The 21,251-nt window shown below is 55.8% G+C and carries 20 protein-coding genes; 15 read left to right on the forward strand and 5 right to left on the reverse strand.

Features of this window, described 5'->3' with window-relative positions:
* The first annotated feature begins 2 nt into the window (after positions 1–2).
* Both AM379_RS16695 and murJ read left to right on the forward strand, forming a co-directional pair.
* Entirely contained in the window at positions 3–926 is a 924-nt protein-coding gene (locus AM379_RS16695) for a Gfo/Idh/MocA family protein (RefSeq protein ID WP_020884683.1), read from the forward strand.
* Between the two features lie 191 nt (positions 927–1,117).
* Entirely contained in the window at positions 1,118–2,653 is a 1,536-nt protein-coding gene (murJ, locus tag AM379_RS16700; protein WP_020884681.1) for a murein biosynthesis integral membrane protein MurJ, read from the forward strand.
* Between the two features lie 59 nt (positions 2,654–2,712).
* Here murJ and flgN read toward each other — a convergent pair whose 3' ends face one another.
* The 3 genes from flgN to flgA form a co-directional block, all read right to left on the reverse strand.
* Positions 2,713–3,138 (reverse strand): flagella biosynthesis chaperone FlgN, encoded by a 426-nt coding sequence (gene flgN / locus AM379_RS16705; protein WP_025204463.1) that lies wholly within the window; start codon positions 3,136–3,138, stop codon positions 2,713–2,715.
* Positions 3,139–3,142: 4 nt separating this feature from the next.
* Positions 3,143–3,436, reverse strand: a complete 294-nt coding sequence (flgM, locus tag AM379_RS16710; protein ID WP_014169554.1) for a flagellar biosynthesis anti-sigma factor FlgM — start codon at positions 3,434–3,436, stop codon at positions 3,143–3,145.
* 93 nt (positions 3,437–3,529) lie between these two features.
* Entirely contained in the window at positions 3,530–4,189 is a 660-nt protein-coding gene (flgA, locus tag AM379_RS16715) for a flagellar basal body P-ring formation chaperone FlgA (protein ID WP_032677870.1), read from the reverse strand.
* Between the two features lie 157 nt (positions 4,190–4,346).
* Between flgA and flgB the strand changes: the two genes are divergently transcribed.
* From flgB to flgL, 11 genes are all read left to right on the forward strand, one after another.
* Positions 4,347–4,763, forward strand: coding sequence for a flagellar basal body rod protein FlgB (flgB, locus tag AM379_RS16725; protein ID WP_014169556.1), 417 nt, complete (start codon positions 4,347–4,349; stop codon positions 4,761–4,763).
* A 3-nt stretch (positions 4,764–4,766) separates the two neighbouring features.
* The gene (flgC, locus tag AM379_RS16730; RefSeq protein WP_013097138.1) at positions 4,767–5,171 is read left to right on the forward strand and encodes a flagellar basal body rod protein FlgC; all 405 of its coding nucleotides are present in this window, start codon (positions 4,767–4,769) and stop codon (positions 5,169–5,171) included.
* A gap of 11 nt (positions 5,172–5,182) precedes the next feature.
* Positions 5,183–5,893, forward strand: coding sequence for a flagellar hook assembly protein FlgD (gene flgD, locus AM379_RS16735; RefSeq protein WP_020884678.1), 711 nt, complete (start codon positions 5,183–5,185; stop codon positions 5,891–5,893).
* A 26-nt stretch (positions 5,894–5,919) separates the two neighbouring features.
* Positions 5,920–7,128 (forward strand): flagellar hook protein FlgE, encoded by a 1,209-nt coding sequence (gene flgE / locus AM379_RS16740; RefSeq protein WP_014169558.1) that lies wholly within the window; start codon positions 5,920–5,922, stop codon positions 7,126–7,128.
* Between the two features lie 20 nt (positions 7,129–7,148).
* Positions 7,149–7,904: a flagellar basal body rod protein FlgF gene (locus tag AM379_RS16745; RefSeq protein ID WP_014169559.1), complete on the forward strand. Its 756-nt coding sequence runs from the start codon at positions 7,149–7,151 to the stop codon at positions 7,902–7,904.
* Positions 7,905–7,915: 11 nt separating this feature from the next.
* The gene (gene flgG, locus AM379_RS16750) at positions 7,916–8,698 is read left to right on the forward strand and encodes a flagellar basal-body rod protein FlgG (protein ID WP_008500810.1); all 783 of its coding nucleotides are present in this window, start codon (positions 7,916–7,918) and stop codon (positions 8,696–8,698) included.
* Between the two features lie 57 nt (positions 8,699–8,755).
* A complete protein-coding gene (gene flgH, locus AM379_RS16755; protein WP_023311139.1) occupies positions 8,756–9,454 on the forward strand; it encodes a flagellar basal body L-ring protein FlgH in 699 nt (232 codons plus the stop codon).
* Between the two features lie 12 nt (positions 9,455–9,466).
* Positions 9,467–10,564: a flagellar basal body P-ring protein FlgI gene (locus tag AM379_RS16760; protein WP_014169561.1), complete on the forward strand. Its 1,098-nt coding sequence runs from the start codon at positions 9,467–9,469 to the stop codon at positions 10,562–10,564.
* Positions 10,564–11,517, forward strand: coding sequence for a flagellar assembly peptidoglycan hydrolase FlgJ (flgJ, locus tag AM379_RS16765; protein ID WP_106503930.1), 954 nt, complete (start codon positions 10,564–10,566; stop codon positions 11,515–11,517). Before AM379_RS16760 ends, flgJ begins: the two co-directional genes overlap by 1 nt.
* A gap of 75 nt (positions 11,518–11,592) precedes the next feature.
* Positions 11,593–13,233 (forward strand): flagellar hook-associated protein FlgK, encoded by a 1,641-nt coding sequence (flgK, locus tag AM379_RS16770; RefSeq protein ID WP_049022670.1) that lies wholly within the window; start codon positions 11,593–11,595, stop codon positions 13,231–13,233.
* Positions 13,234–13,247: 14 nt separating this feature from the next.
* Positions 13,248–14,201 carry a flagellar hook-associated protein FlgL gene (gene flgL / locus AM379_RS16775; protein ID WP_106503931.1) on the forward strand — a complete coding sequence of 318 codons (954 nt, stop codon included), beginning with the start codon at positions 13,248–13,250 and terminating at the stop codon, positions 14,199–14,201.
* 75 nt (positions 14,202–14,276) lie between these two features.
* On the opposite strand, the gene AM379_RS16780 is transcribed toward flgL, so the two are convergent.
* Positions 14,277–15,491, reverse strand: a complete 1,215-nt coding sequence (locus AM379_RS16780; RefSeq protein WP_106503932.1) for an MFS transporter — start codon at positions 15,489–15,491, stop codon at positions 14,277–14,279.
* Between the two features lie 109 nt (positions 15,492–15,600).
* Here AM379_RS16780 and AM379_RS16785 point away from each other — a divergent pair, with 109 nt between their 5' ends.
* On the forward strand, positions 15,601–16,536 hold the full coding sequence (locus tag AM379_RS16785; protein WP_063214589.1) for a LysR family transcriptional regulator: 936 nt from the start codon (positions 15,601–15,603) through the stop codon (positions 16,534–16,536).
* Between the two features lie 40 nt (positions 16,537–16,576).
* On the opposite strand, the gene rne is transcribed toward AM379_RS16785, so the two are convergent.
* Complete coding sequence (gene rne / locus AM379_RS16790; protein ID WP_106503933.1) at positions 16,577–19,687, reverse strand: ribonuclease E; 3,111 nt, start codon at positions 19,685–19,687, stop codon at positions 16,577–16,579.
* Positions 19,688–20,259: 572 nt separating this feature from the next.
* Here rne and rluC point away from each other — a divergent pair.
* Positions 20,260–21,207 (forward strand): 23S rRNA pseudouridine(955/2504/2580) synthase RluC, encoded by a 948-nt coding sequence (gene rluC, locus AM379_RS16800; protein ID WP_014169568.1) that lies wholly within the window; start codon positions 20,260–20,262, stop codon positions 21,205–21,207.
* Positions 21,208–21,251 lie beyond the last annotated feature (44 nt).

The raw sequence follows: 21,251 nt of genomic DNA on the forward strand, positions 1-21,251 counted from the left end.
CAGTGAAAAAATTACGTGTAGGCGTGGTGGGGCTTGGCGGTATTGCACAAAAAGCCTGGTTACCGGTATTAGGCGCGGCAACGGACTGGACGCTTCAGGGCGCGTGGTCACCTACCCGCGAGAAGGCTGAACGCATCTGCGCAACCTGGCGGATACCTTATGCCGCTTCGCTGTCGGATCTTGCCCGCGAGTGCGATGCGGTATTTGTGCATACCTCAACGGCAACGCACTATCAGGTGGTCAGCGAACTGCTGAATGCCGGTGTTCACGTCTGTGTGGATAAGCCCCTGGCGGAGAACGTTCAGGATGCCGAGCGACTGATAGAGCTGGCGGCACGCAAGAACCTGACGCTGATGGTGGGCTTTAACCGCCGCTTCGCTCCGCTTTATCAGCAGCTGAAGTCACAGCCGGGCGCGCTGGCCTCCCTGAGGATGGATAAACACCGTACCGACAGCGTCGGGCCAAACGATCTGCGCTTTACGCTTCTCGATGATTATCTGCACGTGGTGGACACGGCGCTCTGGCTGACAAACGGCCAGGCTCAGCTGAAAAGCGGGACCCTGATGACCAACGATCTGGGCGAGATGGTCTACGCCGAGCACCACTTTGCGCTGGAACATCTGCAGGTGACCACCAGCATGCATCGTCGTGCGGGCAGTCAGCGGGAGTTTGTCCAGGCCGTCACTGACGGTGCGCTGTATGACATCACTGACATGCGGGAGTGGCGAGAAGAGAAGGGCAACGGTGTGGTCACGCTTCCGGCGCCGGGCTGGCAGAGCACTCTGGAGCAACGCGGCTTCGCGGGATGCGCCCGTCACTTCATTAGCTGCGTGCAAAATCAGACGGTTCCGGAAACCGCCGGTGAACAGGCCATCATGGCGCAACGCATCGTGGAACGGCTCTGGCGAGAGGCCATGAGTGAATAACCCTCTGTAACATCTGCCGATAGTAATTCCCTTAAATCCGGGTAGACTAAGCGCCGATTGTTGGTTTCGCCGGGAGGCTTTTCGCCTACCCGGCCTGCAAATCCGAAGGCCTGCGCAAGCGCAACGCCGTCGGGCATTCATTACGCCTGCTCTGCAGGCGTTTTGCCGTATGGTTGTGGAAATTCACATTAATGAACTTATTAAAATCGCTGGCAGCCGTCAGCTCGATGACCATGTTTTCTCGCGTACTGGGTTTTGCGCGCGATGCCATTGTGGCAAGGGTTTTTGGTGCTGGGATGGCAACGGACGCCTTTTTCGTCGCGTTCAAACTGCCGAATTTATTGCGCCGTATTTTTGCTGAGGGGGCTTTCTCGCAGGCCTTCGTTCCAATTCTGGCAGAATATAAAAGCAAGCAGGGCGAAGATGCTACGCGGGTGTTTGTCGCCTACGTCTCCGGGCTACTGACGCTGGCGCTGGCTATAGTGACAGTCCTGGGGATGCTGGCTGCGCCCTGGGTGATTATGGTGACCGCGCCGGGGTTTGCCGACACCGCTGATAAATTTGCGCTCACCACCCAGCTGCTGCGCATTACCTTTCCTTATATCCTGTTGATCTCACTGGCCTCGCTGGTGGGGGCAATCCTCAATACCTGGAACCGCTTCTCCGTTCCGGCGTTTGCGCCGACGTTTTTGAATGTCAGCATGATCGGCTTTGCCCTGTTTGCCGCACCGCATTTCAACCCGCCGGTACTGGCGCTGGCCTGGGCGGTGACCGTGGGTGGCGTCCTGCAGCTGGCATATCAGCTGCCGCATCTGAAGAAAATTGGCATGCTGGTTCTGCCGCGCATTAATTTCCGTGATGCCGGCGCAATGCGCGTCATGAAGCAGATGGGACCTGCAATCCTCGGGGTTTCTGTCAGCCAGATCTCACTTATCATCAATACCATCTTTGCCTCTTTCCTGGTGTCCGGTTCGGTCTCCTGGATGTACTACGCTGACCGTCTGATGGAGTTTCCTTCTGGCGTACTGGGCGTCGCGCTGGGGACGATTCTGCTGCCGTCGCTCTCTAAAAGCTTTGCCAGCGGCAACCATGATGAGTATTGCCGCCTGATGGACTGGGGCTTACGCCTCTGTTTCCTGCTGGCACTGCCAAGCGCGGTGGCGCTGGGGATCCTCGCGAAACCGCTGACCGTCTCGCTGTTCCAGTACGGTAAATTTTCAGCCCATGATGCGTCCATGACTCAGCAGGCGCTGGTGGCGTACTCGGTGGGATTGATGGGGCTGATTGTTGTTAAAGTGCTGGCACCAGGGTTCTACTCCCGTCAGAACATTAAAACGCCGGTGAAGATTGCCCTGGTGACGCTGGTGATGACCCAGTTGATGAACCTGGCGTTTATTGGCCCGCTGAAGCACGCGGGGCTGGCTCTGTCTATTGGTCTGGCGGCCTGTCTGAATGCCGGGCTGTTGTACTGGCAGCTGCGTAAGCAGGATATCTTCACGCCGCAGCCGGGCTGGGCGAGTTTCCTTGTGCGACTGGTTATCGCGGTGCTGGTGATGGCAGCGGCGTTGCTCGGCATGATGCACGTGATGCCGGAGTGGTCGCTCGGCACCATGCCTTATCGTCTGCTGCGACTGATGGCCGTGGTGGGTGTTGGGGTTGTGGCTTACTTTGCCACCCTCGCCGTGTTGGGCTTCAAAGTGAAAGAGTTTGCCCGCCGTACGGCATAAACGCCAAAAGGGGAGTTCACCTTATGGTGCTCCCCACTGCTTGATTTGTCGCTTATGCTTCAAATCGAAATCTTTTTCCCGCCCGTAATACGTGCCGTCGCTGTCTGCCCATCCGCACCGTACAGCCCGGTTTCTTTATGCGGTTTTAACACCTCAAGCGCTTGCTGATTACGCTCTATCTGACCTTCAAGCAGCCAGCCGTTATGCTGGTTGAGATCGCGAAGATGCTGGGTTTTTTCTGTAATAGTCTGCCAGCGCTCAACGATATCGTCGTTAGCACTGCGCTTAGGATCCTGCTCAGCGCGACGTTGCTGCTCAAGGTAATCCAGCGTCGCCAGGAGCGAGCTTTTGTCTTCAGTAATACGCTGCAACGCGCTGCCGTTGATGTGACCGGAAGAGAGGTGCTGTTGCTCAGCGTCCATTACCGTTTTCAGGTCGTTCAGGACAACCGTCATTTGATCCAGTATTTCTGACAGTCGACTCATACGGTTAGTTACTCTGTAAGAAACTCTGCGCTTCCTGAATCAGGGCGTCAGCAATTTTGCTGGTGTCCATTTTCAGCTCGCCGTTACGAATAGCCGTTTTCAGCGCTTCAACGCGTTCCATGTTGATATCGTTGCCGCCTGGCTGCATCAGTTTTGCCTGGGCATCGCTCAGGGTTACGCTGGTGCTGTTAGACGTTGACGGTTTTTCCAGACGCGTTTTCTGCGGCGTAGCGTCATTCGTTTCGCGAGGTTGTACAGCGCTTACCGGCTTCAGGGCTGATGTACGATCAATGCTCATAGTGTTGTCCTCATCGAGGGTTCGCGGCGTTGGCGCCTGACATCATCATTAGTTGAATATTTATCGGCAGCTGCAGCGAAATCTTTAAAAAGATTATAGGTTAATCAGAATATTCCCATCAGAATCGACGGTTCCGCTAACCACCTGCCCTGAAGACATTCTGACGCGGGCATTTTGCGCTACCGCGGCATTGTTTAACGCTTTCCCTTCACTGTTGATACTGAAGCCATCTCCATTGGCCACCACCAACACCTGTTGACCCGCCTTGACGCGCCACGCCTGGCGCAGCATCGACAGCTGTATCGGCTGGCCCGGTGCGACATCACGCAGGCTGACGGCGTCCTGCGCCTGGTTAATTTCAAGCATTGTCCGTGGCGGCAGCTGATCCAGACGGCCGCGCTTCAACGTCACGCTGTTGGCCTGCAGTGCGGTACCCCGGGCAATGGGGACAGCGGCGACAACATAATTGCCTGTCGCCTGGACTGCAACCTGTAAATACCGTTTTTCGTTGGCGCAGCGTGCCAGCACGTTCACGTTCCCCCACAGTCTGGTGGTGCCGGTCACGGTAAATGACGGCTGCTCACAGGAGGGATACAGATTTGGTGGCGTGCGTACCGTGACGACAACTTCATCGCTAAAGCCCGCCAGCTTCTGGGCAAAAAAGGTGTTTAGCTGATCCTGTAAACCATCCGCCTGCACCAGGGGGCTAAAAAGCAAGAAAGTTGCCATCAGGCCACGTTTTAACGTTTGCATCGCAAGTTCCACCGTTTCCAGAATTGAGTGAATTCTACCTGCAGTGGTTTTTCATCAACGCAATAAATAGCGACGCATTTTGCGCTTATTCCGTCGATAAGGCGGATGGGTTGAGATTTAAGCTGTGAACTGAAATTTTGCCATCAGCGGAGGAGACATGCTCGATAAACTCGACGCCGCGTTACGTTTTCAGCAGGAAGCGCTCAATTTACGTGCCCAGCGGCAGGAAATTTTAGCCGCCAATATCGCTAACGCCGATACGCCAGGGTATCAGGCGCGCGATATTGATTTTTCCAGTGAGCTTAAAAAAGTGATGGAGCGTGGACGCGCAGAAGGGAGCGGTGTCGCGCTCGCGCTGACCTCCTCACGCCATATTCCCGCTCAGACGATGACCGCACCAACGACCGATTTGCTTTATCGCATTCCCGACCAGCCTTCACTCGACGGTAACACCGTGGACATGGACCGGGAACGTACACAGTTTGCCGATAACAGCCTGAAATACCAGACAGGCCTGACCGTTCTCGGCGGACAAATCAAAGGCATGATGAACGTCCTGCAGGGGGGCAACTGATAAATGGCCTTGCTGAATATTTTTGATATCGCCGGCTCGGCGCTTACCGCGCAGTCCAAACGTCTGAACGTAGCCGCCAGTAACCTGGCGAACGCCGACAGCGTGACCGGACCAGACGGTCAGCCTTATCGTGCGAAACAGGTCGTCTTTCAGGTCGATGCGGCGCCAGGCGCGGCCACCGGCGGTGTGAAAGTCTCTGATGTGGTTGAGAGCCAGGCACCGGACAAGCTGGTGTATGAGCCTGGCAACCCGCTGGCGGATGCGAACGGTTACGTAAAAATGCCTAACGTGGATGTGGTGGGTGAGATGGTGAACTCCATGTCGGCGTCACGCAGTTACCAGGCAAACGTCGAAGTGCTTAATACCGTGAAGAGCATGATGCTCAAAACACTCACTCTCGGCCAGTAAAGGAGACATGCATGTCCATCGCCGTAAATGTGAATGATCCCACGAACTCAGGTGTTAATGGCGCCAAAAGTTCGACGGGTTCCAACGCCCTGACGGGCAGTAACGCGTCCGATCTGCAGAGCAGCTTTCTGACGCTGCTGGTGGCGCAGCTGAAGAACCAGGATCCCACCAATCCGATGCAGAACAACGAGCTGACCACGCAACTGGCGCAGATCAGTACCGTCAGCGGCATTGAAAAACTCAACACCACCCTTGGCTCCGTTTCCGGTCAGATTGACAACAGCCAGTCTCTGCAGGCTGCGAATCTGATTGGTCATGGGGTGATGATCCCGGGGACCACGATCCTTGCCGGCACCAGCACTACCGAGGGGACGTCAACCACGACCACCACGCCGTTTGGCGTTGAGCTGCAGCAGCCGGCTGACAAAGTGACTGCGACGATCAGCGATGCGAGCGGGGCAGTGGTACGCACCATTGACATCGGTGAGCTGAAGGCAGGCGTACACACCTTTACCTGGGACGGCAGCCTGACCGACGGCACGAAAGCACCAAACGGTTCTTACAAAGTGGCGATCAGCGCCAGCAACGGAACCACCCAACTGGTGGCACAGCCGCTGCAGTTCGCACTGGTTCAGGGCGTGATTAAAGGCGCTGGCGGTAACAAACTGGATTTGGGTACCTCAGGTACCACCACGCTCGACGAAGTTCGGCAGATTATCTAAGCCTTAACACTTATCAGGAGTAAGTCATGGCCTTTTCTCAAGCGGTCAGCGGCCTGAATGCTGCGGCCACCAACCTGGATGTCATTGGCAACAACATCGCCAACTCCGCGACCTATGGTTTTAAATCCGGTTCTGCCTCATTTGCAGATATGTTTGCCGGTTCCAAAGTGGGTCTGGGCGTGAAAGTTGCGGGCATCACTCAGGACTTTACCGACGGTACGACGACCAACACCGGTCGTGGTCTGGACGTCGCCATCAGCCAGAACGGTTTCTTCCGTATGGTCGATTCCAACGGCTCTGTGTTCTACAGCCGTAACGGTCAGTTCAAACTGGACGAAAACCGTAACCTGGTGAACATGCAGGGTCTGCAATTAACCGGTTATCCTGTTGCGGGTACTCCGCCAACGGTTCAGACCGGCGCTAACCCGCAGGCGATCAATATCCCAACGACCTTGATGGCGGCGAAATCCACCACCACCGCGTCCCAGCAGATCAACCTGAACTCCACTGACACCGCGCCAACCACGGCCTTTGATCCGACCAACCCTGACAGCTACAACAAAAAAGGGACGGTGACGGTCTTTGACAGCCAGGGTAATGCGCACAACATGAACCTGTTTTACGTTAAAGACGCGACTCCGGCAAACTCCTGGAAAGTCTATGCCCAGGACGGCAGCGTTGCAGGAAGCACGCCATCCCTGGCGACTACGCTGACCTTCAACACCAGCGGCGTACTGACCGGCGGCGGCAGCATCAATATCACTACCGGCACCGTTCCAGGTGCAACGCCAGCCACGTTTGCGATGAGCTTCGCCAATTCCATGCAGCAGAACACCGGCGCCAATAACATCGTGGCAACCAACCAGAACGGTTACAAACCGGGTGACCTGGTGAGCTACCAGATCAACGACGACGGCACCGTGGTGGGTAACTACTCCAACGAACAGACCCAAGCCCTGGGCCAGATCGTGCTGGCTAACTTCGCCAACAACGAAGGTCTGAAGTCTGAAGGCGATAACGTCTGGTCTGCTACCCAGTCTTCCGGCGTGGCGCTGCTGGGTACCGCGGGCTCCGGTAACTTCGGTACGCTGACCAACGGTGCGCTGGAAGCGTCTAACGTGGATCTGAGTAAAGAACTGGTGAACATGATCGTCGCGCAACGTAACTATCAGTCGAACGCGCAGACCATCAAAACCCAGGATCAGATCCTCAACACGCTGGTTAACCTGCGTTAAGCGGCTGACAGGAAAGCGCAATGGATCACGCAATATATACCGCGATGGGCGCGGCAAGCCAGACGCTCAATCAGCAGGCTGTTACTGCCAGCAACCTGGCAAACGCCTCTACACCGGGCTTTCGTGCGCAGCTTAATGCGCTGCGTGCGGTCCCGGTGGAAGGGCTCTCCCTGCCGACGCGTACGCTGGTTACGGCCTCTACGCCGGGTGCGGATATGACGCCAGGCCAGATGGATTACACCTCACGCCCGCTGGACGTTGCCCTGCAACAGGACGGCTGGCTGGCGGTGCAGACCGCTGACGGCGGTGAAGGATATACCCGTAACGGTAACATCCAGGTGAGTGCCACGGGCCAGCTGACGATTCAGGGTCATCCGGTAATGGGTGAAGCGGGCCCGCTGACGGTGCCGGAAGGGTCTGAGCTGACTATCGCGGCCGACGGGACCATTTCGGCATTGAACCCGGGCGATCCGGCCAATACCGTTGCGCCCGTCGGGCGTCTGAAGCTGGTGAAGGCGGAAGGCAAAGAGGTGCAGCGTGGCGATGACGGGATGTTCCGTCTGACCCAGGCGACCCAGGCCACTCGGGGTGCCACGTTACAGGCCGATCCGAGCATCCGCGTGATGTCCGGCGTTCTGGAAGGCAGTAACGTCAAGCCGGTCGAAGCGATGACCGACATGATCGCCAGTGCCCGTCGTTTTGAAATGCAGATGAAGATTATCAGCAGCGTTGATGAAAACGCGGGCAAGGCTAACCAACTTCTGGCTATGAGTTAACAGGACTCCTTATGATCAGTTCTTTATGGATCGCGAAAACTGGCCTCGACGCGCAGCAAACCAACATGGATGTGATTGCCAACAACCTGGCAAACGTCAGCACCAATGGTTTCAAGCGTCAGCGTGCCGTTTTCGAAGATTTGCTTTATCAAACCATCCGCCAGCCTGGAGCGCAGTCTTCTGAACAAACGACACTGCCATCCGGTCTGCAGATTGGTACCGGTGTTCGTCCGGTAGCCACCGAGCGTCTGCATAGCCAGGGCAACCTGTCTCAGACCAACAACAGCAAAGACGTGGCAATCAAAGGCCAGGGGTTCTTCCAGGTGCAGTTGCCTGACGGTACTTCTGCCTATACCCGCGACGGATCGTTCCAGGTCGATCAGAATGGTCAGCTGGTGACGGCGGGTGGTTTCCAGGTTCAGCCTGCGATTACCATCCCGGCGAATGCCCTGAGTATTACTATCGGGCGTGACGGCGTGGTGAGTGTGACGCAGCAGGGGCAGGCCGCACCTGTTCAGGTTGGACAGCTGAACCTAACCACCTTCATGAACGACACCGGTCTGGAAAGCATTGGTGAGAACCTCTACACCGAAACGCAATCCTCCGGTACGCCAAATGAAAGCACCCCGGGCCTCAACGGTGCGGGTCTGTTGTATCAGGGTTATGTGGAAACCTCGAACGTGAACGTTGCGGAAGAGCTGGTGAATATGATCCAGGTCCAGCGCGCGTATGAAATTAACAGTAAAGCAGTGTCGACGACCGACCAGATGCTGCAGAAACTGACGCAACTCTAAGGTGTAGCCCGGTGCGGTCAACGCCGCGCCGGCTCCCTGTTTTCGAAGATGAAGGCAATGCAAAAAAACGCGGCGTTTCGTTATCCGATACTGACTGTTCTGGCTGTCACCCTCAGCGGGTGTGCCTTGATCCCGTCTAAACCTTTAGTGCAGGGTGCGACTACCGCCCAACCCGTTCCTGGCCCGGCGCCAGTGGTGAACGGCTCCATTTTCCAGACCGCGCAGCCAATCAATTATGGCTATCAACCGCTGTTTGAAGATCGCCGCCCGCGTAATGTCGGCGATACGTTGACCATTGTGCTGCAGGAAAACGTCAGCGCGAGCAAGAGCTCGTCGGCGAATGCCAGCCGCGATGGCAAAACCAATTTCGGTTTCGATACCGTTCCACGCTATCTGCAGGGCCTGTTCGGCAATGCGCGTGCTGATGTCGAGGCCTCTGGCGGCAATACCTTTAACGGTAAAGGTGGCGCGAATGCCAGCAATACCTTTAGCGGCACGCTGACGGTGACGGTTGACCAGGTGCTGGTTAACGGCAATTTACACGTTGTGGGTGAAAAACAGATCGCCATCAATCAGGGCACTGAGTTCATTCGTTTCTCGGGCGTGGTTAATCCTCGCACCATCAGCGGCACCAACACCGTTCCGTCCACCCAGGTGGCGGATGCGCGCATCGAGTACGTCGGTAACGGCTACATCAATGAAGCGCAAAATATGGGTTGGCTGCAGCGTTTCTTCCTTAACTTATCGCCGATGTAAGCGAGGTGACCCATGTTTAAATCGATCTTCGCCGTGGCGCTGGCGCTGGTGGCAACGTTTGCCCAGGCTGACCGTATTCGCGATCTCACCAGCGTTCAGGGCGTACGCGAAAACTCGCTGATTGGCTATGGCCTGGTGGTGGGGCTGGACGGAACGGGCGACCAGACCACCCAGACGCCATTCACGACTCAAAGTTTGAACAACATGCTTTCCCAGCTCGGTATTACCGTCCCGGCGGGAACCAACATGCAGCTGAAAAACGTGGCCGCGGTCATGGTCACCGCCTCCTATCCGGCGTTCGCGCGCCAGGGGCAGACGATTGATGTCGTGGTCTCGTCAATGGGTAACGCCAAAAGCCTGCGTGGCGGCACGCTGCTGATGACTCCGCTGAAAGGGGTCGACAGCCAGGTTTATGCGCTGGCGCAGGGGAACATTCTGGTCGGCGGTGCCGGCGCGTCTGCGGGCGGCAGCAGTGTGCAGGTGAACCAGCTGAACGGCGGGCGTATCACCAATGGTGCGATCATTGAGCGTGAACTGCCGACCCAGTTTGGCGCAGGCAACACCATTAACCTGCAGCTGAATAATGAAGACTTCACGATGGCGCAGCAGATTGCCGATACCATCAACCGTAGCCGCGGCTACGGCAGCGCCACGGCGCTGGATGCCCGTACCGTGCAAATCCGCACTTCTACCGGCAGCAGCAACCAGGTCCGTATGCTGGCTGATATCCAGAATATGGAAGTGAACGTTCCGGTTCAGGATGCCAAAGTGATTATCAACTCGCGCACCGGTTCGGTCGTGATGAACCGCGAAGTGTCGCTCGACAGCTGTGCCGTGGCGCAGGGTAACCTCTCCGTGACGGTTAACCGCTCTGCCAACGTCAGTCAGCCTGATACCCCGTTCGGGGGTGGCCAGACCGTGGTGACGCCACAAACGCAGATTGATTTGCGCCAGAGCGGTGGATCGCTGCAGAGCGTACGCTCCAGCGCGAACCTCAATAGCGTGGTTCGGGCCCTGAATGCCCTGGGGGCGACGCCGATGGATCTGATGTCGATTCTGCAATCCATGCAAAGCGCGGGCTGTCTGCGCGCCAAACTGGAAATCATCTGATGCTGACCGATAGCAAGCTGTTGACCGGTGCTGCCTGGGATGCCCAGTCGCTCAACGAACTGAAAACCAAAGCAGGTAAGGATCCGGCGGCGAATATCCGCCCGGTCGCCCGCCAGGTGGAAGGGATGTTTGTACAGATGATGCTGAAAAGCATGCGTGAAACCCTGCCGAAAGACGGGATGTTCAGCAGTGATTCAACCCGTCTTTACACCAGCATGTATGACCAGCAGATTGCGCAGCAGATGACCGCCGGGAAAGGCCTCGGTCTGGCTGATATGATTGTCAAACAGACCGAAACCGCGCAGGGCATCCAGCCGGATGATAAGCCACAGCAGGTGCCGATGAAGTTCGACCTGCAAACGGTGACCAGTTATCAGAATCAGGCCCTGACGCAGATGGTGCGCAAAGCCGTACCGAAGGCCACGAGCACCAGCGATGAGCCACTTTCTGGCAACAGCAAAGACTTCCTGGCGCAGCTCTCGCTGCCGGCACGTCTTGCCAGTGAACAGAGCGGCGTGCCTCACCACCTGATCCTCGCGCAGGCGGCGCTGGAGTCCGGCTGGGGTCAGCGGCAGATCCGTAAAGAAAACGGCGATCCGAGCTTTAACATCTTCGGCGTGAAGGCCACGTCGAGCTGGAAGGGGCCGACCACCGAGATCACCACCACTGAATATGAAAACGGTGCGGCGGTGAAGGTTAAAGCCAAATTCCGTGTCTATAGCTCCTATCTGGAAGCCTTATCCGACTATGTGGGCCTGTTGAGCCGAAATCCGCGTTACACCGCCGTTACACAGGCGGCAACCGCGGAGCAGGGCGCTCAGGCACTGCAGAATGCGGGCTACGCCACCGATCCGAACTATGCGCGTAAGCTCACCAGTATGATTCAGCAGCTGAAATCGATGGGCGAGAAGGTCAGCAAAGCCTATAGCACAGATATCGAAAATCTGTTCTGAAAGTTCTCAAGTCCCGGTGGAGGCTGCCGATAACCTTCATCAGGACTCGTGTCTGAACGTATAAAAGGAACCCCCATGTCCAGTTTGATTAACAGTGCCATGAGTGGCCTCAGTGCTGCGCAGTCGGCACTCAATACCGTCAGTAATAATATTTCAAGCTATAACGTGGCAGGTTATACCCGCCAGACGACAGTGCTGGGCGCGTCAAACAGCACGCTGACCGGCGGTGGCTGGGTAGGTAACGGGGTTTATGTCTCCGGTGTCCAGCGTGAGTATGATGCATTCATTACCAACCAGCTGCGCGCCGCGCAGACCCAGAGCAGCGGCCTGACTACGCGCTATCAGCAGATGTCAAAGATCGATGATGTGCTCTCGGATACCACCAACTCGCTCTCTACCACGCTGCAGGACTTCTTCAAAAGTCTGCAGACGCTGGTGAGCAACGCGGAAGATCCGGCTGCGCGCCAGACGGTGCTGGGCAAAGCGGATGGCCTGGTCAATCAGTTTAAAACCAACGATCAGTATCTTCGCGATCAGGATTCTCAGGTGAATACCGCGATTTCTGCCAGCGTCGATCAAATTAATAACTACGCCAAACAGATTGCGAACCTGAACGATCAGATTTCCCGTCTGACCGGCGTGGGTGCTGGCTCATCACCAAATGACCTGCTCGATCAACGCGATCAGCTGGTGAGCGAGCTGAATAAAATTGTCGGTGTTGAAGTTTCTGTGCAGGATGGCGGCACGTATAACGTCTCATTTGGCACCGGTTACAGCCTGGTACAGGGGAGCAAAGCGAACCAGCTGGCTGCGGTGAAATCCAGCGCAGACCCAACCCGTACAACGCTGGCCTATACCGATGATGTTACAGGCAATATCGAAATTCCTGAAAAGCTGATTACCACCGGCACCCTTGGCGGTTTACTCACCTTCCGCTCTGAAGATCTGGATAAAGCGCGTAATAACCTTAACCAGATGGCGCTGGCCTTTGCTGACGCGATGAACAAGCAGCATGAAGCGGGTTTTGATGCTAACGGCGATGCTGGCGGCAAGCTCTTTGACTTTGGCTCGCCTGCGGTTGTGTCCAACAGCAAGAATTCAGGTACCGCCGCGCTGACAGCCTCCGTGGCTGACAGTACTAAAGTCCAGGCAACCGATTATAAGCTGCAGTTCAACGGAACCGACTGGACCATTACGCGTACGTCGGATAAGACCAGTTTCACGATGAGTCCGGATGCGAGCGGCAATCTGTCTTTCGACGGCCTGAATGTCAACGTGAGCGGTACCGCGAATAACAAAGACAGTTTTGTTGTGAAGCCCGTTTCTGATGTCATCGTAAACATGGAACTCAAGTTTAATGATGAGTCCAAACTGGCGATGGCATCGACAAGCGCCGGTGGCGAAAGTGACAACCGCAACGGTCAAAAATTGCTGGATCTGCAAAATAGCAAGCTTGTCGGCGGGAATAAGTCTTTCAATGATGCTTATGCTTCCCTCGTCAGTACCGTTGGTAGCTCAACAGCGGCACTGAAAACCAGCAGCGAAACGAAAGCGAATGTGGCGACGCAGTTAACCAAACAGCAGCAGTCGATCTCAGGGGTAAACCTTGACGAAGAGTACGGCAATTTGCAGCGCTATCAGCAGTATTACCTCGCTAATGCGCAGGTTCTACAAACTGCCAGCTCGCTCTTTGATGCAATCATTAATATTCGCTAAGGCTGAGGTGAAACATGCGTATTAGCACCCAGATGATGTACGACCAAAACATGCGCGGGATCACCGATTCCCAGAGCAAGTGGTTGAGTTATGGTGAGCAAATGTCCACCGGCAAGCGTGTCAATCGTCCGTCGGACGATCCTATCGCGGCGTCGCAGGCTATTGTTCTGTCACAATCACAGTCACAAAATAGCCAGTTTGCGTTGGCAAGATCGTTCGCATCACAAAAAGTTTCTCTTGAAGATAATGTGCTTAACCAGGTCACTGCAGCCATCACCAGTGCTAAAGAGAAATTAGTCTATGCCGGAAACGCAACCTTAAGTGATGACGATCGCCTGTCGCTGGCGAGCGATTTGCAAGGTATTCGCGACCAATTGATGAACCTCGCAAACACCGCGGATGGTAATGGTCGGTTTATTTTTGCCGGCTTTAAGACTGAAGTGCCACCGTTTGATTCCGTTACCGGTGATTACAAAGGCGGTACTGAGGCTATTTCGCAGCAGGTTGATACCGCGCGTAATATGGTCATTAGCCACACGGGTCAGCAGATCTTCGAAAGCATCACCAGTAACGCCAAAGAACTGCCTGGTGGCGGATATGGCGAGACGAACATGTTCAAGATCCTCGATACGGCGATTACCGCGCTTAAGGTTCCCGTCGATACCGACTCTGCTGCAGCTGAAGCACAGGGGAAAATCATTTCTGATGCTCAAACCGGCATCACAAATACCCAGAACAACATTCTTACTGTCGCTGCTGATGTAGGTACCAAGATGAACGAGCTTGAAAAGCTGGATAACCTTGGTGACGATCGTACACTGGGCCAGACTAAGCAGATGAGCGACCTGGTTGATGTGGACTGGAACGCAGCGATCTCTTCTTACACCATGCAGCAGGCCGCGCTGCAGGCATCTTATAAAGCTTTTAGCGATATGCAGGGCATGTCCCTGTTCCAGCTGAACAGATAACATCTTGACCTCTTGGAACATGTCTTGAAACTGGGCATGTTTTACTGCCCAATCCGTGTGGATTGGGCATTTTTTTTACGCGATTTCTGCCGGTGCGGAGGCGACGCGTGCACTTTCAATCAGACGTATTGCCAGCGCAATGACACCGCATACCGTTGCCAGGGCAACCACGCCCGTCCAGCCAGCCAGCGTGTAGATTTTACTCCCCGCAGCCGAACCCAGCGCCATGCCGATAAAGACCACCGTAAAGAGCAGGGCGTTAAGACGCCCCCTGGCCTGAGGCTCAAGGCTATAGACCAGATTCTGGTGCGCCACCAGACTGGACTGCAGCCCCAGATCAAACCCGATGGCTGAGACAGCAATCAGAATCAGTTGTCCATGAAGACCCAGCGCGGGCATCAGGAACATCAGGGCAAACGAGACGGTAACCAGTGCCGCGCCAAGCTGCGTGACTTTTCCGGCGCCCAGCTTGTCCGCCAGACCTCCCGCCAGCGGGGCGGCTAAGGCCCCCGCGGCCCCGGCAATACCATAACCACCCGCGACGGCGCTCCCCAGGTGATAGCGCTCCAGCAGCATGACCGCCAGCGTTGACCAGAAGGCGCTAAAGGCAATCGACAGAAAACCCTGTGCCAGTGCTGCACGACGCAGAGCCGGATAGCGACGCCACAGATGTTCCATTGAGCGCATCAGGGCGGGATAACTCAGCGTGGAGTGAATGGCAAAACGCGGGAGTACCCGCCACATCACCGCCCCAATAAATGCGATGCTTACAGCGGCCAGCTGATACATGACGCGCCAGCCAAAAGCTTCACCCACCACACCGCTGACGGTTCGCGACAGCAAGATGCCCATCAGCAACCCTGTCATCACGGTTCCCACGGTTTTTCCCTGTTTTCCTTCGGGGGCGAGGATAGCCGCTGCGGGAACGATATCCTGTGCCATGGTCGCGGCCATGCCAATCAGCAGGCTTGCCATCAGCAGTGAGTGCTGCTGCCCGGTCAGGCTGCAGCCCAGCAGAAACAGTGCCAGGGCGGTGCTTTTTATCAGGATTAACGTCCTGCGGTCGTGACGATCGCCAAGCGGCAACAGAAAAAGAATACCGAGCGCGTAGCCTGCCTGGGTCAGCGTCGGGACCAGCCCCATCCCTTCAATACTAAGATGAAGGTCGGCGCCTATCAGCGGCAGCAGCGGTTGCGCGTAGTAAATGGATGCGACGCTAAAGCCAGCCCCCAGAGCCAGCATAAAAATCACCCAGCGACTGGCGGCATGGGGAGCAGTTGTTGTGTTCATAAGACGTTCCTCACTCATAGTGTGCCGCTATTTTTTATCACTACGCCTTGCGACGGTAGAGGGCCTGGTGGTAAAACGCTTATACGTTTGGCGTATAGCAGGTAAAATGATGAAGCGAGTTGAGCGTATAGACAGGGTGGAACTCATGCGCACATTTGTTCGTATTGTGGAAAGCGGATCGCTATCCGGGGCGGCAAGACTGCTTGCGACGAGTCAGGCCACGGTGAGCCGCCGCCTTCAGTCTCTGGAAACGCTGCTGGGGGTACGGCTTTTATTGCGAACCACCCATGCAACAAAACTTACCGATGACGGCGAGCGCTGCTATCAACATGCCCGGCGGGTCATTGATAGCTGGCTGGCACTGGAAGATGAGATCGGCCAGACGGAGGACGAGCCGGTCGGCGTGTTACGGGTACGTGCACCGCACGCCTTTGGGCAGGATCAGCTTCTGAGACCGTTAACGGAGTTTTTGCAGCATTACCCTCAGTTGTCGGTGGAGTGGATGCTCAACGATAAGTCGGTGGATTTTCTGAGCGACAATCTGGATTGTGCTATTCGAGTTGGCGCAGAGGTGGATCCGGCAACCGTCTCCGTGCTGCTGGCGGAAGTGCCACGCTGTGTGGTGGCTTCGCCTGCGCTGCTGGACCAGTTTGCGCCGGTTCACACACCGGAGGATCTGCAGGCGCTGCCCTGGATTGCCATCAGCACGTTCTATCAGCGACATGTGGAGTTGTGGGATGATCTTTCGCAGGTAAAACGTATCTCCATTGCGCCACGGTTAAGCACGGATAGTCTGCATGTTGCGCGCAATACCGCCCTGACAGGGTTAGGGGTGGCGATGGTTTCAAGCTGGACGGTCAAGGAGGATATCCAGGAAGGGCGCTTAGTGCATTTGCTTCCACAGTGGCAGCCCGCCGCGCTCCCGGTTCATCTGGTTTATCCGTGGTCGCGTTATTATCCGGCGCGTTTACGCCGTTTTCTGGAGATGATGAAGAGGGTGATGCCGGACATTGCGGGTATGAGAAAGCCGGCACGCGAGCAATAAAAAAGCCGACCCGAAGGTCGGCTTTTTACGCTATGTGTCGTTACTCAACAGACTGCGGACGGGTAGCCGGTGCCGTCGCCTGATGCGTTGCACTGTGGCCACCGGCAGAGCCTTTACCGTCAAAGTTGAACGCAGGGCGGACCCAGTCACTGTGACGCGGCGCTTCCGGCACATATTCCGGCGCTGGTGCGCGAGTCATCGGGGCTGTCGCAACGTGAGCAGGGGCCGGAGCGGTGATTACCGGCTCGGCTTTCACTTCTGGCTCTTCTGCTTTCGCGGCTTCACGCACCGGTTCGACGTCAATTTCAACGTCCTGAACCACGTCTTCAGTCACGGTTTCAACAACCACGTCCGGGGTCTCTTCTACCGCTGCTGCTGGCTGAACCTCAGCAACAACGTCTTCAGCGACCACGGTGTCTTCTTCAGCAATAAGCTGCGGTGCGGCGTCAACCGGCGCGGCAATCACTTCAGGGTGCGTGGTTTCAATGTCTACTGCATGGGGCGCTTCTGACTCAACGGCCTGTGGCTCAACCACGATAGCGGCTTCATTTACCGCTTCTTCAGTTGCGGCTACCGGGGCAATCACCTCTTCGGTGACAGCCTGTTCTTCCACAACCTGCTCCTGACGAGCAACCGGGTAGCGGATCCAGACTTTACCGGATGCCATTTCAGGAGACGCGCACGCTACGGTTAATGGCATTGGCGACTGTGTCGGGTAACGCTCATCGCGATAACGACGACGACGTTGACCGCTGACGCGCAGGTGACGCGGAGAACGGCGTGAACGACGTGGCATACCCGCGTTATCACGGCCTTCACCGTTATCGTCTTGCTCAGCGTTGTTTTCGACGACGGCTGGCAGATCCACTTTCGCCAGTTGAGTGCCTGGTGCAGTGTCACTTGCTTCTGCAGGGACGATGACGGTCTCTTCCACCGGCAGGGCACCTACACGCACTTTCTGTGACAGCTGGCGCTGCTTACGACGCGGCATAACCTGAGTACGTTCTTCCTGCTCGCTTTCCTGCTGTTCAACAGGCTCTTCGCGGTTCAGGTTTTTGACTTCCTGCTGCGCCTGGCGCTTCTCGTCGTTACGACGACGGCTACGCTCACGGCGTGGCTGCTGCTCGTCGCGCTGTTTGCTCTTCTCAGACTCATCGCCCGCCTGCTGGCGAATTTCACGATCTTCAACATTCTGCGGTTGCTTCTCGCGACGGTTGCGACGGTTGTCTTCGCGTTGCTCACGACCCTCATTATTGTCCGAACGGTTGTCACGGCGTTCGTTACGGTCATTACGATCGTTACGGTCACGGCGGTTGTTCTGACGTTTACGACGGTCCTGCTGACGTTCAGGTTTCGCTTCTTTCGGTGCTTCTTTCGGTTGCTCAGGCTGCTGGACTTCTTCGCCTGCAAACATCTTCTTAAGCGCACCGAAGAGGCGGCTCAGCAGACCCGGTTGTTCTGGCTGGGCTTTGACCGCAACGGCTTCTGGTTTTTGCGCAACCGGTTTGGTCACAGGTTTTTCCAGCGCCGTTTCTGGCGGAGCTTCAGGCATGATGAAGGTCGCTAAGGCTGGCTGCTCTGGCAGTTTGCGCTCGGCAGGTTCTTCATCGGAAGGCAGCGCCATCTCTTCTTCATGCAGCTTAGGCAGCAGATAGCTGAGCGTGCTGGTCTCTTCACCTTTACGGACACGCAGCACGTGGTAGTGCGGGGTTTCCATCTGATCGTTAGGTACGATGATGCAGCGAACATCGCCCTGGCGTGATTCAATTGCGCTGACGGCCGCACGTTTTTCGTTCAGCAGGTAGGACGCAATTGGCACGGGAACAATGGCATGAACCTCTTTGGTGTTCTCTTTCAGCGCTTCTTCTTCAATCAGACGCAGAATAGAGAGGGACAGAGATTCGTTATCACGAACGGTACCGGTACCGGAGCAGCGCGGACAGACGTGATGGCTGGATTCACCGAGTGAAGGGCTCAGACGCTGACGGGACATCTCCAGCAAGCCGAAGCGTGAGATATGGCTAATCTGGATACGAGCACGATCCTGACGTACCGCTTCGCGCAGACGGTTTTCAACCGCACGCTGGTGGCGAACAGGGGTCATGTCGATAAAGTCGATAACAATCAGACCACCCAGGTCACGCAGGCGGAGCTGGCGGGCGATTTCATCAGCGGCTTCAAGGTTGGTGTTGAAAGCTGTCTCTTCGATATCACCGCCGCGCGTAGCACGTGCGGAGTTGATGTCGATGGCGGTCAGCGCTTCGGTCGTATCAATAACGATAGAACCACCGGATGGCAGACGCACTTCACGCTGGAAAGCGGATTCAATCTGCGATTCAATCTGATAATGGCTGAACAGCGGGATTTCACCGGTGTACAGTTTGATTTTGCTGGTGAAATCCGGACGACCCAGCGCAGCGATGTGCTGGCGCGCCAGCTCAAGCACTTTCGGGTTATCGATCAGAATCTCACCGATGTCCTGACGCAGGTAGTCACGGAAGGCACGCACAATCACGTTGCTTTCCTGGTGAATCAGGAACGGCGCTGCGCGGCTTTCTGCCGCTTTCTGGATTGCTTCCCAGTGCTTCAGACGGAAGCTTAAGTCCCACTGCAGCGCTTCGGCAGATTTGCCGACGCCTGCGGTACGCACGATAAGCCCCATGCCGTCAGGCAGCTCAAGACTTGCCAGCGCTTCTTTCAGCTCGGTACGGTCATCACCTTCGATGCGGCGAGAGATACCACCGGCACGCGGGTTGTTTGGCATCAGAACCAGGTAACTTCCCGCAAGACTGATAAAGGTGGTCAGTGCGGCACCTTTGTTGCCACGCTCTTCTTTATCAATCTGAACAATGACTTCCTGACCTTCACGCAGCACATCTTTGATGTTTGGGCGGCCATGGGAGTTATAGTTTGCAGGGAAATATTCGCGGGCGATTTCTTTCAGAGGGAGGAAACCGTGACGCTCAGCACCGTAATCGACAAATGCAGCTTCAAGGCTTGGTTCAATGCGGGTGATTTTACCTTTGTAAATGTTCGCTTTTTTCTGTTCGTGTCCAGGACTTTCGATATCCAGATCGTACAGGCGCTGCCCATCCACAAGGGCGACACGCAACTCTTCTTGCTGAGTTGCGTTGATTAACATTCTTTTCATCGTAACTTACTCGTTATTCTTACATTGACGACAAAGCTGCGGGCAAGGTGACGCTTTCCGGGGTATGAACCGATGGCCTCGTGTCTATTCACGTCGCCAACCTCACGGTTGTCGCTCGCTTAAGAGGCGCAGAGTGTCGGTTGCCTGTATTTCATACGGAAACACAGCGCAATTATCAGGGGAATTGCCTGGGTAGAACTCTCCAGAGAACAATCCTTATACCGGGAAGTACTGCAACCCGCAGCCCGCTAACTGCCTGAAAGATCAATACGTCTTACGCCATTGCTGCGTGGATGATCGGTCAGACAAAATTGGTCATTCCGTCGAGATCCTTACTTAACCAGGATTTAACACGGAAAACGAGTTCATTATTCCACTGCTCGCCGGGTTATAGCAAGATGACTTTTACCAATTATCACCCGGTTACTCACAGTTTCTTCACTTCAAGGCGGTGATTGGTTTAATAACCACCAAATCGATTGCGTGAAACAGGGGACAGGCCGGATAAAAGTAAATATAAGCATAGAAAAATGAGTGGCGCTAATGGCTGACGATATTTAGAATCGCCAACCATGAAAACAGAGACTCCAGCCGTAAAAATGGTTGCCATCGCGGAAGACGACGCGGGGCAACGTATCGATAACTTTTTGCGTACCCAACTCAAAGGCGTGCCAAAGAGCATGATTTACCGCATCCTGCGCAAGGGTGAAGTGCGGGTTAACAAAAAACGCGTGAAGCCTGAGTACAAACTCGAAGCCGGTGATGAAGTGCGTATCCCGCCGGTCCGTGTTGCGGAACGCGAAGAAGAGGTCGTTTCACCCAGGTTGCAGAAAGTGGCCGCCCTGAGTGACGTTATCCTTTATGAGGATGATCATATCCTGGTGCTGAATAAACCGTCAGGTACCGCTGTCCATGGCGGGAGTGGTCTCAGCTTTGGTGTGATTGAAGGCCTGCGTGCATTGCGTCCCGAAGCCCGTTTCCTCGAACTGGTTCACCGTCTCGATCGCGATACCTCCGGCGTGTTGCTGGTCGCAAAAAAACGTTCTGCGTTGCGTTCCCTGCATGAGCAGCTGCGTGAAAAAGGGATGCAGAAGGATTATCTGGCGCTGGTTCGTGGCCACTGGCAGTCCCACGTTAAGGCGGTGCAGGCACCTTTGCTGAAGAATATTTTGCAAAGCGGTGAGCGCATTGTACGTGTGAATCAGGAAGGGAAGCCATCTGAGACGCGTTTCAAAGTGGAAGAGCGCTATGCGTTCGCCACGCTGGTGCGCTGCAGCCCGGTAACCGGCCGTACCCACCAGATCCGCGTACATACGCAGTATGCCGGTCATCCGATCGCATTTGATGACCGCTATGGTGACAGGGAGTTTGATAAGCAGCTGGCGGGCACCGGGTTGTCACGCCTGTTCCTGCATGCGGCGGCACTGACATTCACTCACCCGAATACCGGCGAAACAATTCGCATTGAAGCCCCCCTTGATGAGCAGTTAAAACGCTGCCTGAAGGTGCTGCGCGGCTGATTTGGCTGGCACTTACCGGCCTGAGGTCTCCCAGGCCGGTAAGT

Origin of the sequence: Enterobacter cloacae complex sp. FDA-CDC-AR_0132, assembly GCF_003010695.1 — a bacterium.
GTDB classification, from domain to species: domain Bacteria; phylum Pseudomonadota; class Gammaproteobacteria; order Enterobacterales; family Enterobacteriaceae; genus Enterobacter; species Enterobacter ludwigii.

What these genes read in the sequence shown, in the direction of transcription:
- flgN (WP_025204463.1), bottom strand. Translation starts at nt 3,138, where the DNA reads ATGAGTCGACTGTCAGAAATACTGGATCAAATGACGGTTGTCCTGAAC.
- murJ (WP_020884681.1), top strand. Translation starts at nt 1,118, where the DNA reads ATGAACTTATTAAAATCGCTGGCAGCCGTCAGCTCGATGACCATGTTT.
- AM379_RS16745 (WP_014169559.1), top strand. Translation starts at nt 7,149, where the DNA reads ATGGATCACGCAATATATACCGCGATGGGCGCGGCAAGCCAGACGCTC.
- AM379_RS16760 (WP_014169561.1), top strand. Translation starts at nt 9,467, where the DNA reads ATGTTTAAATCGATCTTCGCCGTGGCGCTGGCGCTGGTGGCAACGTTT.
- flgB (WP_014169556.1), top strand. Translation starts at nt 4,347, where the DNA reads ATGCTCGATAAACTCGACGCCGCGTTACGTTTTCAGCAGGAAGCGCTC.
- flgK (WP_049022670.1), top strand. Translation starts at nt 11,593, where the DNA reads ATGTCCAGTTTGATTAACAGTGCCATGAGTGGCCTCAGTGCTGCGCAG.
- AM379_RS16780 (WP_106503932.1), bottom strand. Translation starts at nt 15,491, where the DNA reads ATGAACACAACAACTGCTCCCCATGCCGCCAGTCGCTGGGTGATTTTT.
- flgA (WP_032677870.1), bottom strand. Translation starts at nt 4,189, where the DNA reads ATGCAAACGTTAAAACGTGGCCTGATGGCAACTTTCTTGCTTTTTAGC.
- AM379_RS16785 (WP_063214589.1), top strand. Translation starts at nt 15,601, where the DNA reads ATGAAGCGAGTTGAGCGTATAGACAGGGTGGAACTCATGCGCACATTT.
- rne (WP_106503933.1), bottom strand. Translation starts at nt 19,687, where the DNA reads ATGAAAAGAATGTTAATCAACGCAACTCAGCAAGAAGAGTTGCGTGTC.
- flgE (WP_014169558.1), top strand. Translation starts at nt 5,920, where the DNA reads ATGGCCTTTTCTCAAGCGGTCAGCGGCCTGAATGCTGCGGCCACCAAC.
- flgD (WP_020884678.1), top strand. Translation starts at nt 5,183, where the DNA reads ATGTCCATCGCCGTAAATGTGAATGATCCCACGAACTCAGGTGTTAAT.
- flgC (WP_013097138.1), top strand. Translation starts at nt 4,767, where the DNA reads ATGGCCTTGCTGAATATTTTTGATATCGCCGGCTCGGCGCTTACCGCG.
- flgL (WP_106503931.1), top strand. Translation starts at nt 13,248, where the DNA reads ATGCGTATTAGCACCCAGATGATGTACGACCAAAACATGCGCGGGATC.
- rluC (WP_014169568.1), top strand. Translation starts at nt 20,260, where the DNA reads ATGAAAACAGAGACTCCAGCCGTAAAAATGGTTGCCATCGCGGAAGAC.
- flgH (WP_023311139.1), top strand. Translation starts at nt 8,756, where the DNA reads ATGCAAAAAAACGCGGCGTTTCGTTATCCGATACTGACTGTTCTGGCT.
- flgM (WP_014169554.1), bottom strand. Translation starts at nt 3,436, where the DNA reads ATGAGCATTGATCGTACATCAGCCCTGAAGCCGGTAAGCGCTGTACAA.
- flgG (WP_008500810.1), top strand. Translation starts at nt 7,916, where the DNA reads ATGATCAGTTCTTTATGGATCGCGAAAACTGGCCTCGACGCGCAGCAA.
- flgJ (WP_106503930.1), top strand. Translation starts at nt 10,564, where the DNA reads ATGCTGACCGATAGCAAGCTGTTGACCGGTGCTGCCTGGGATGCCCAG.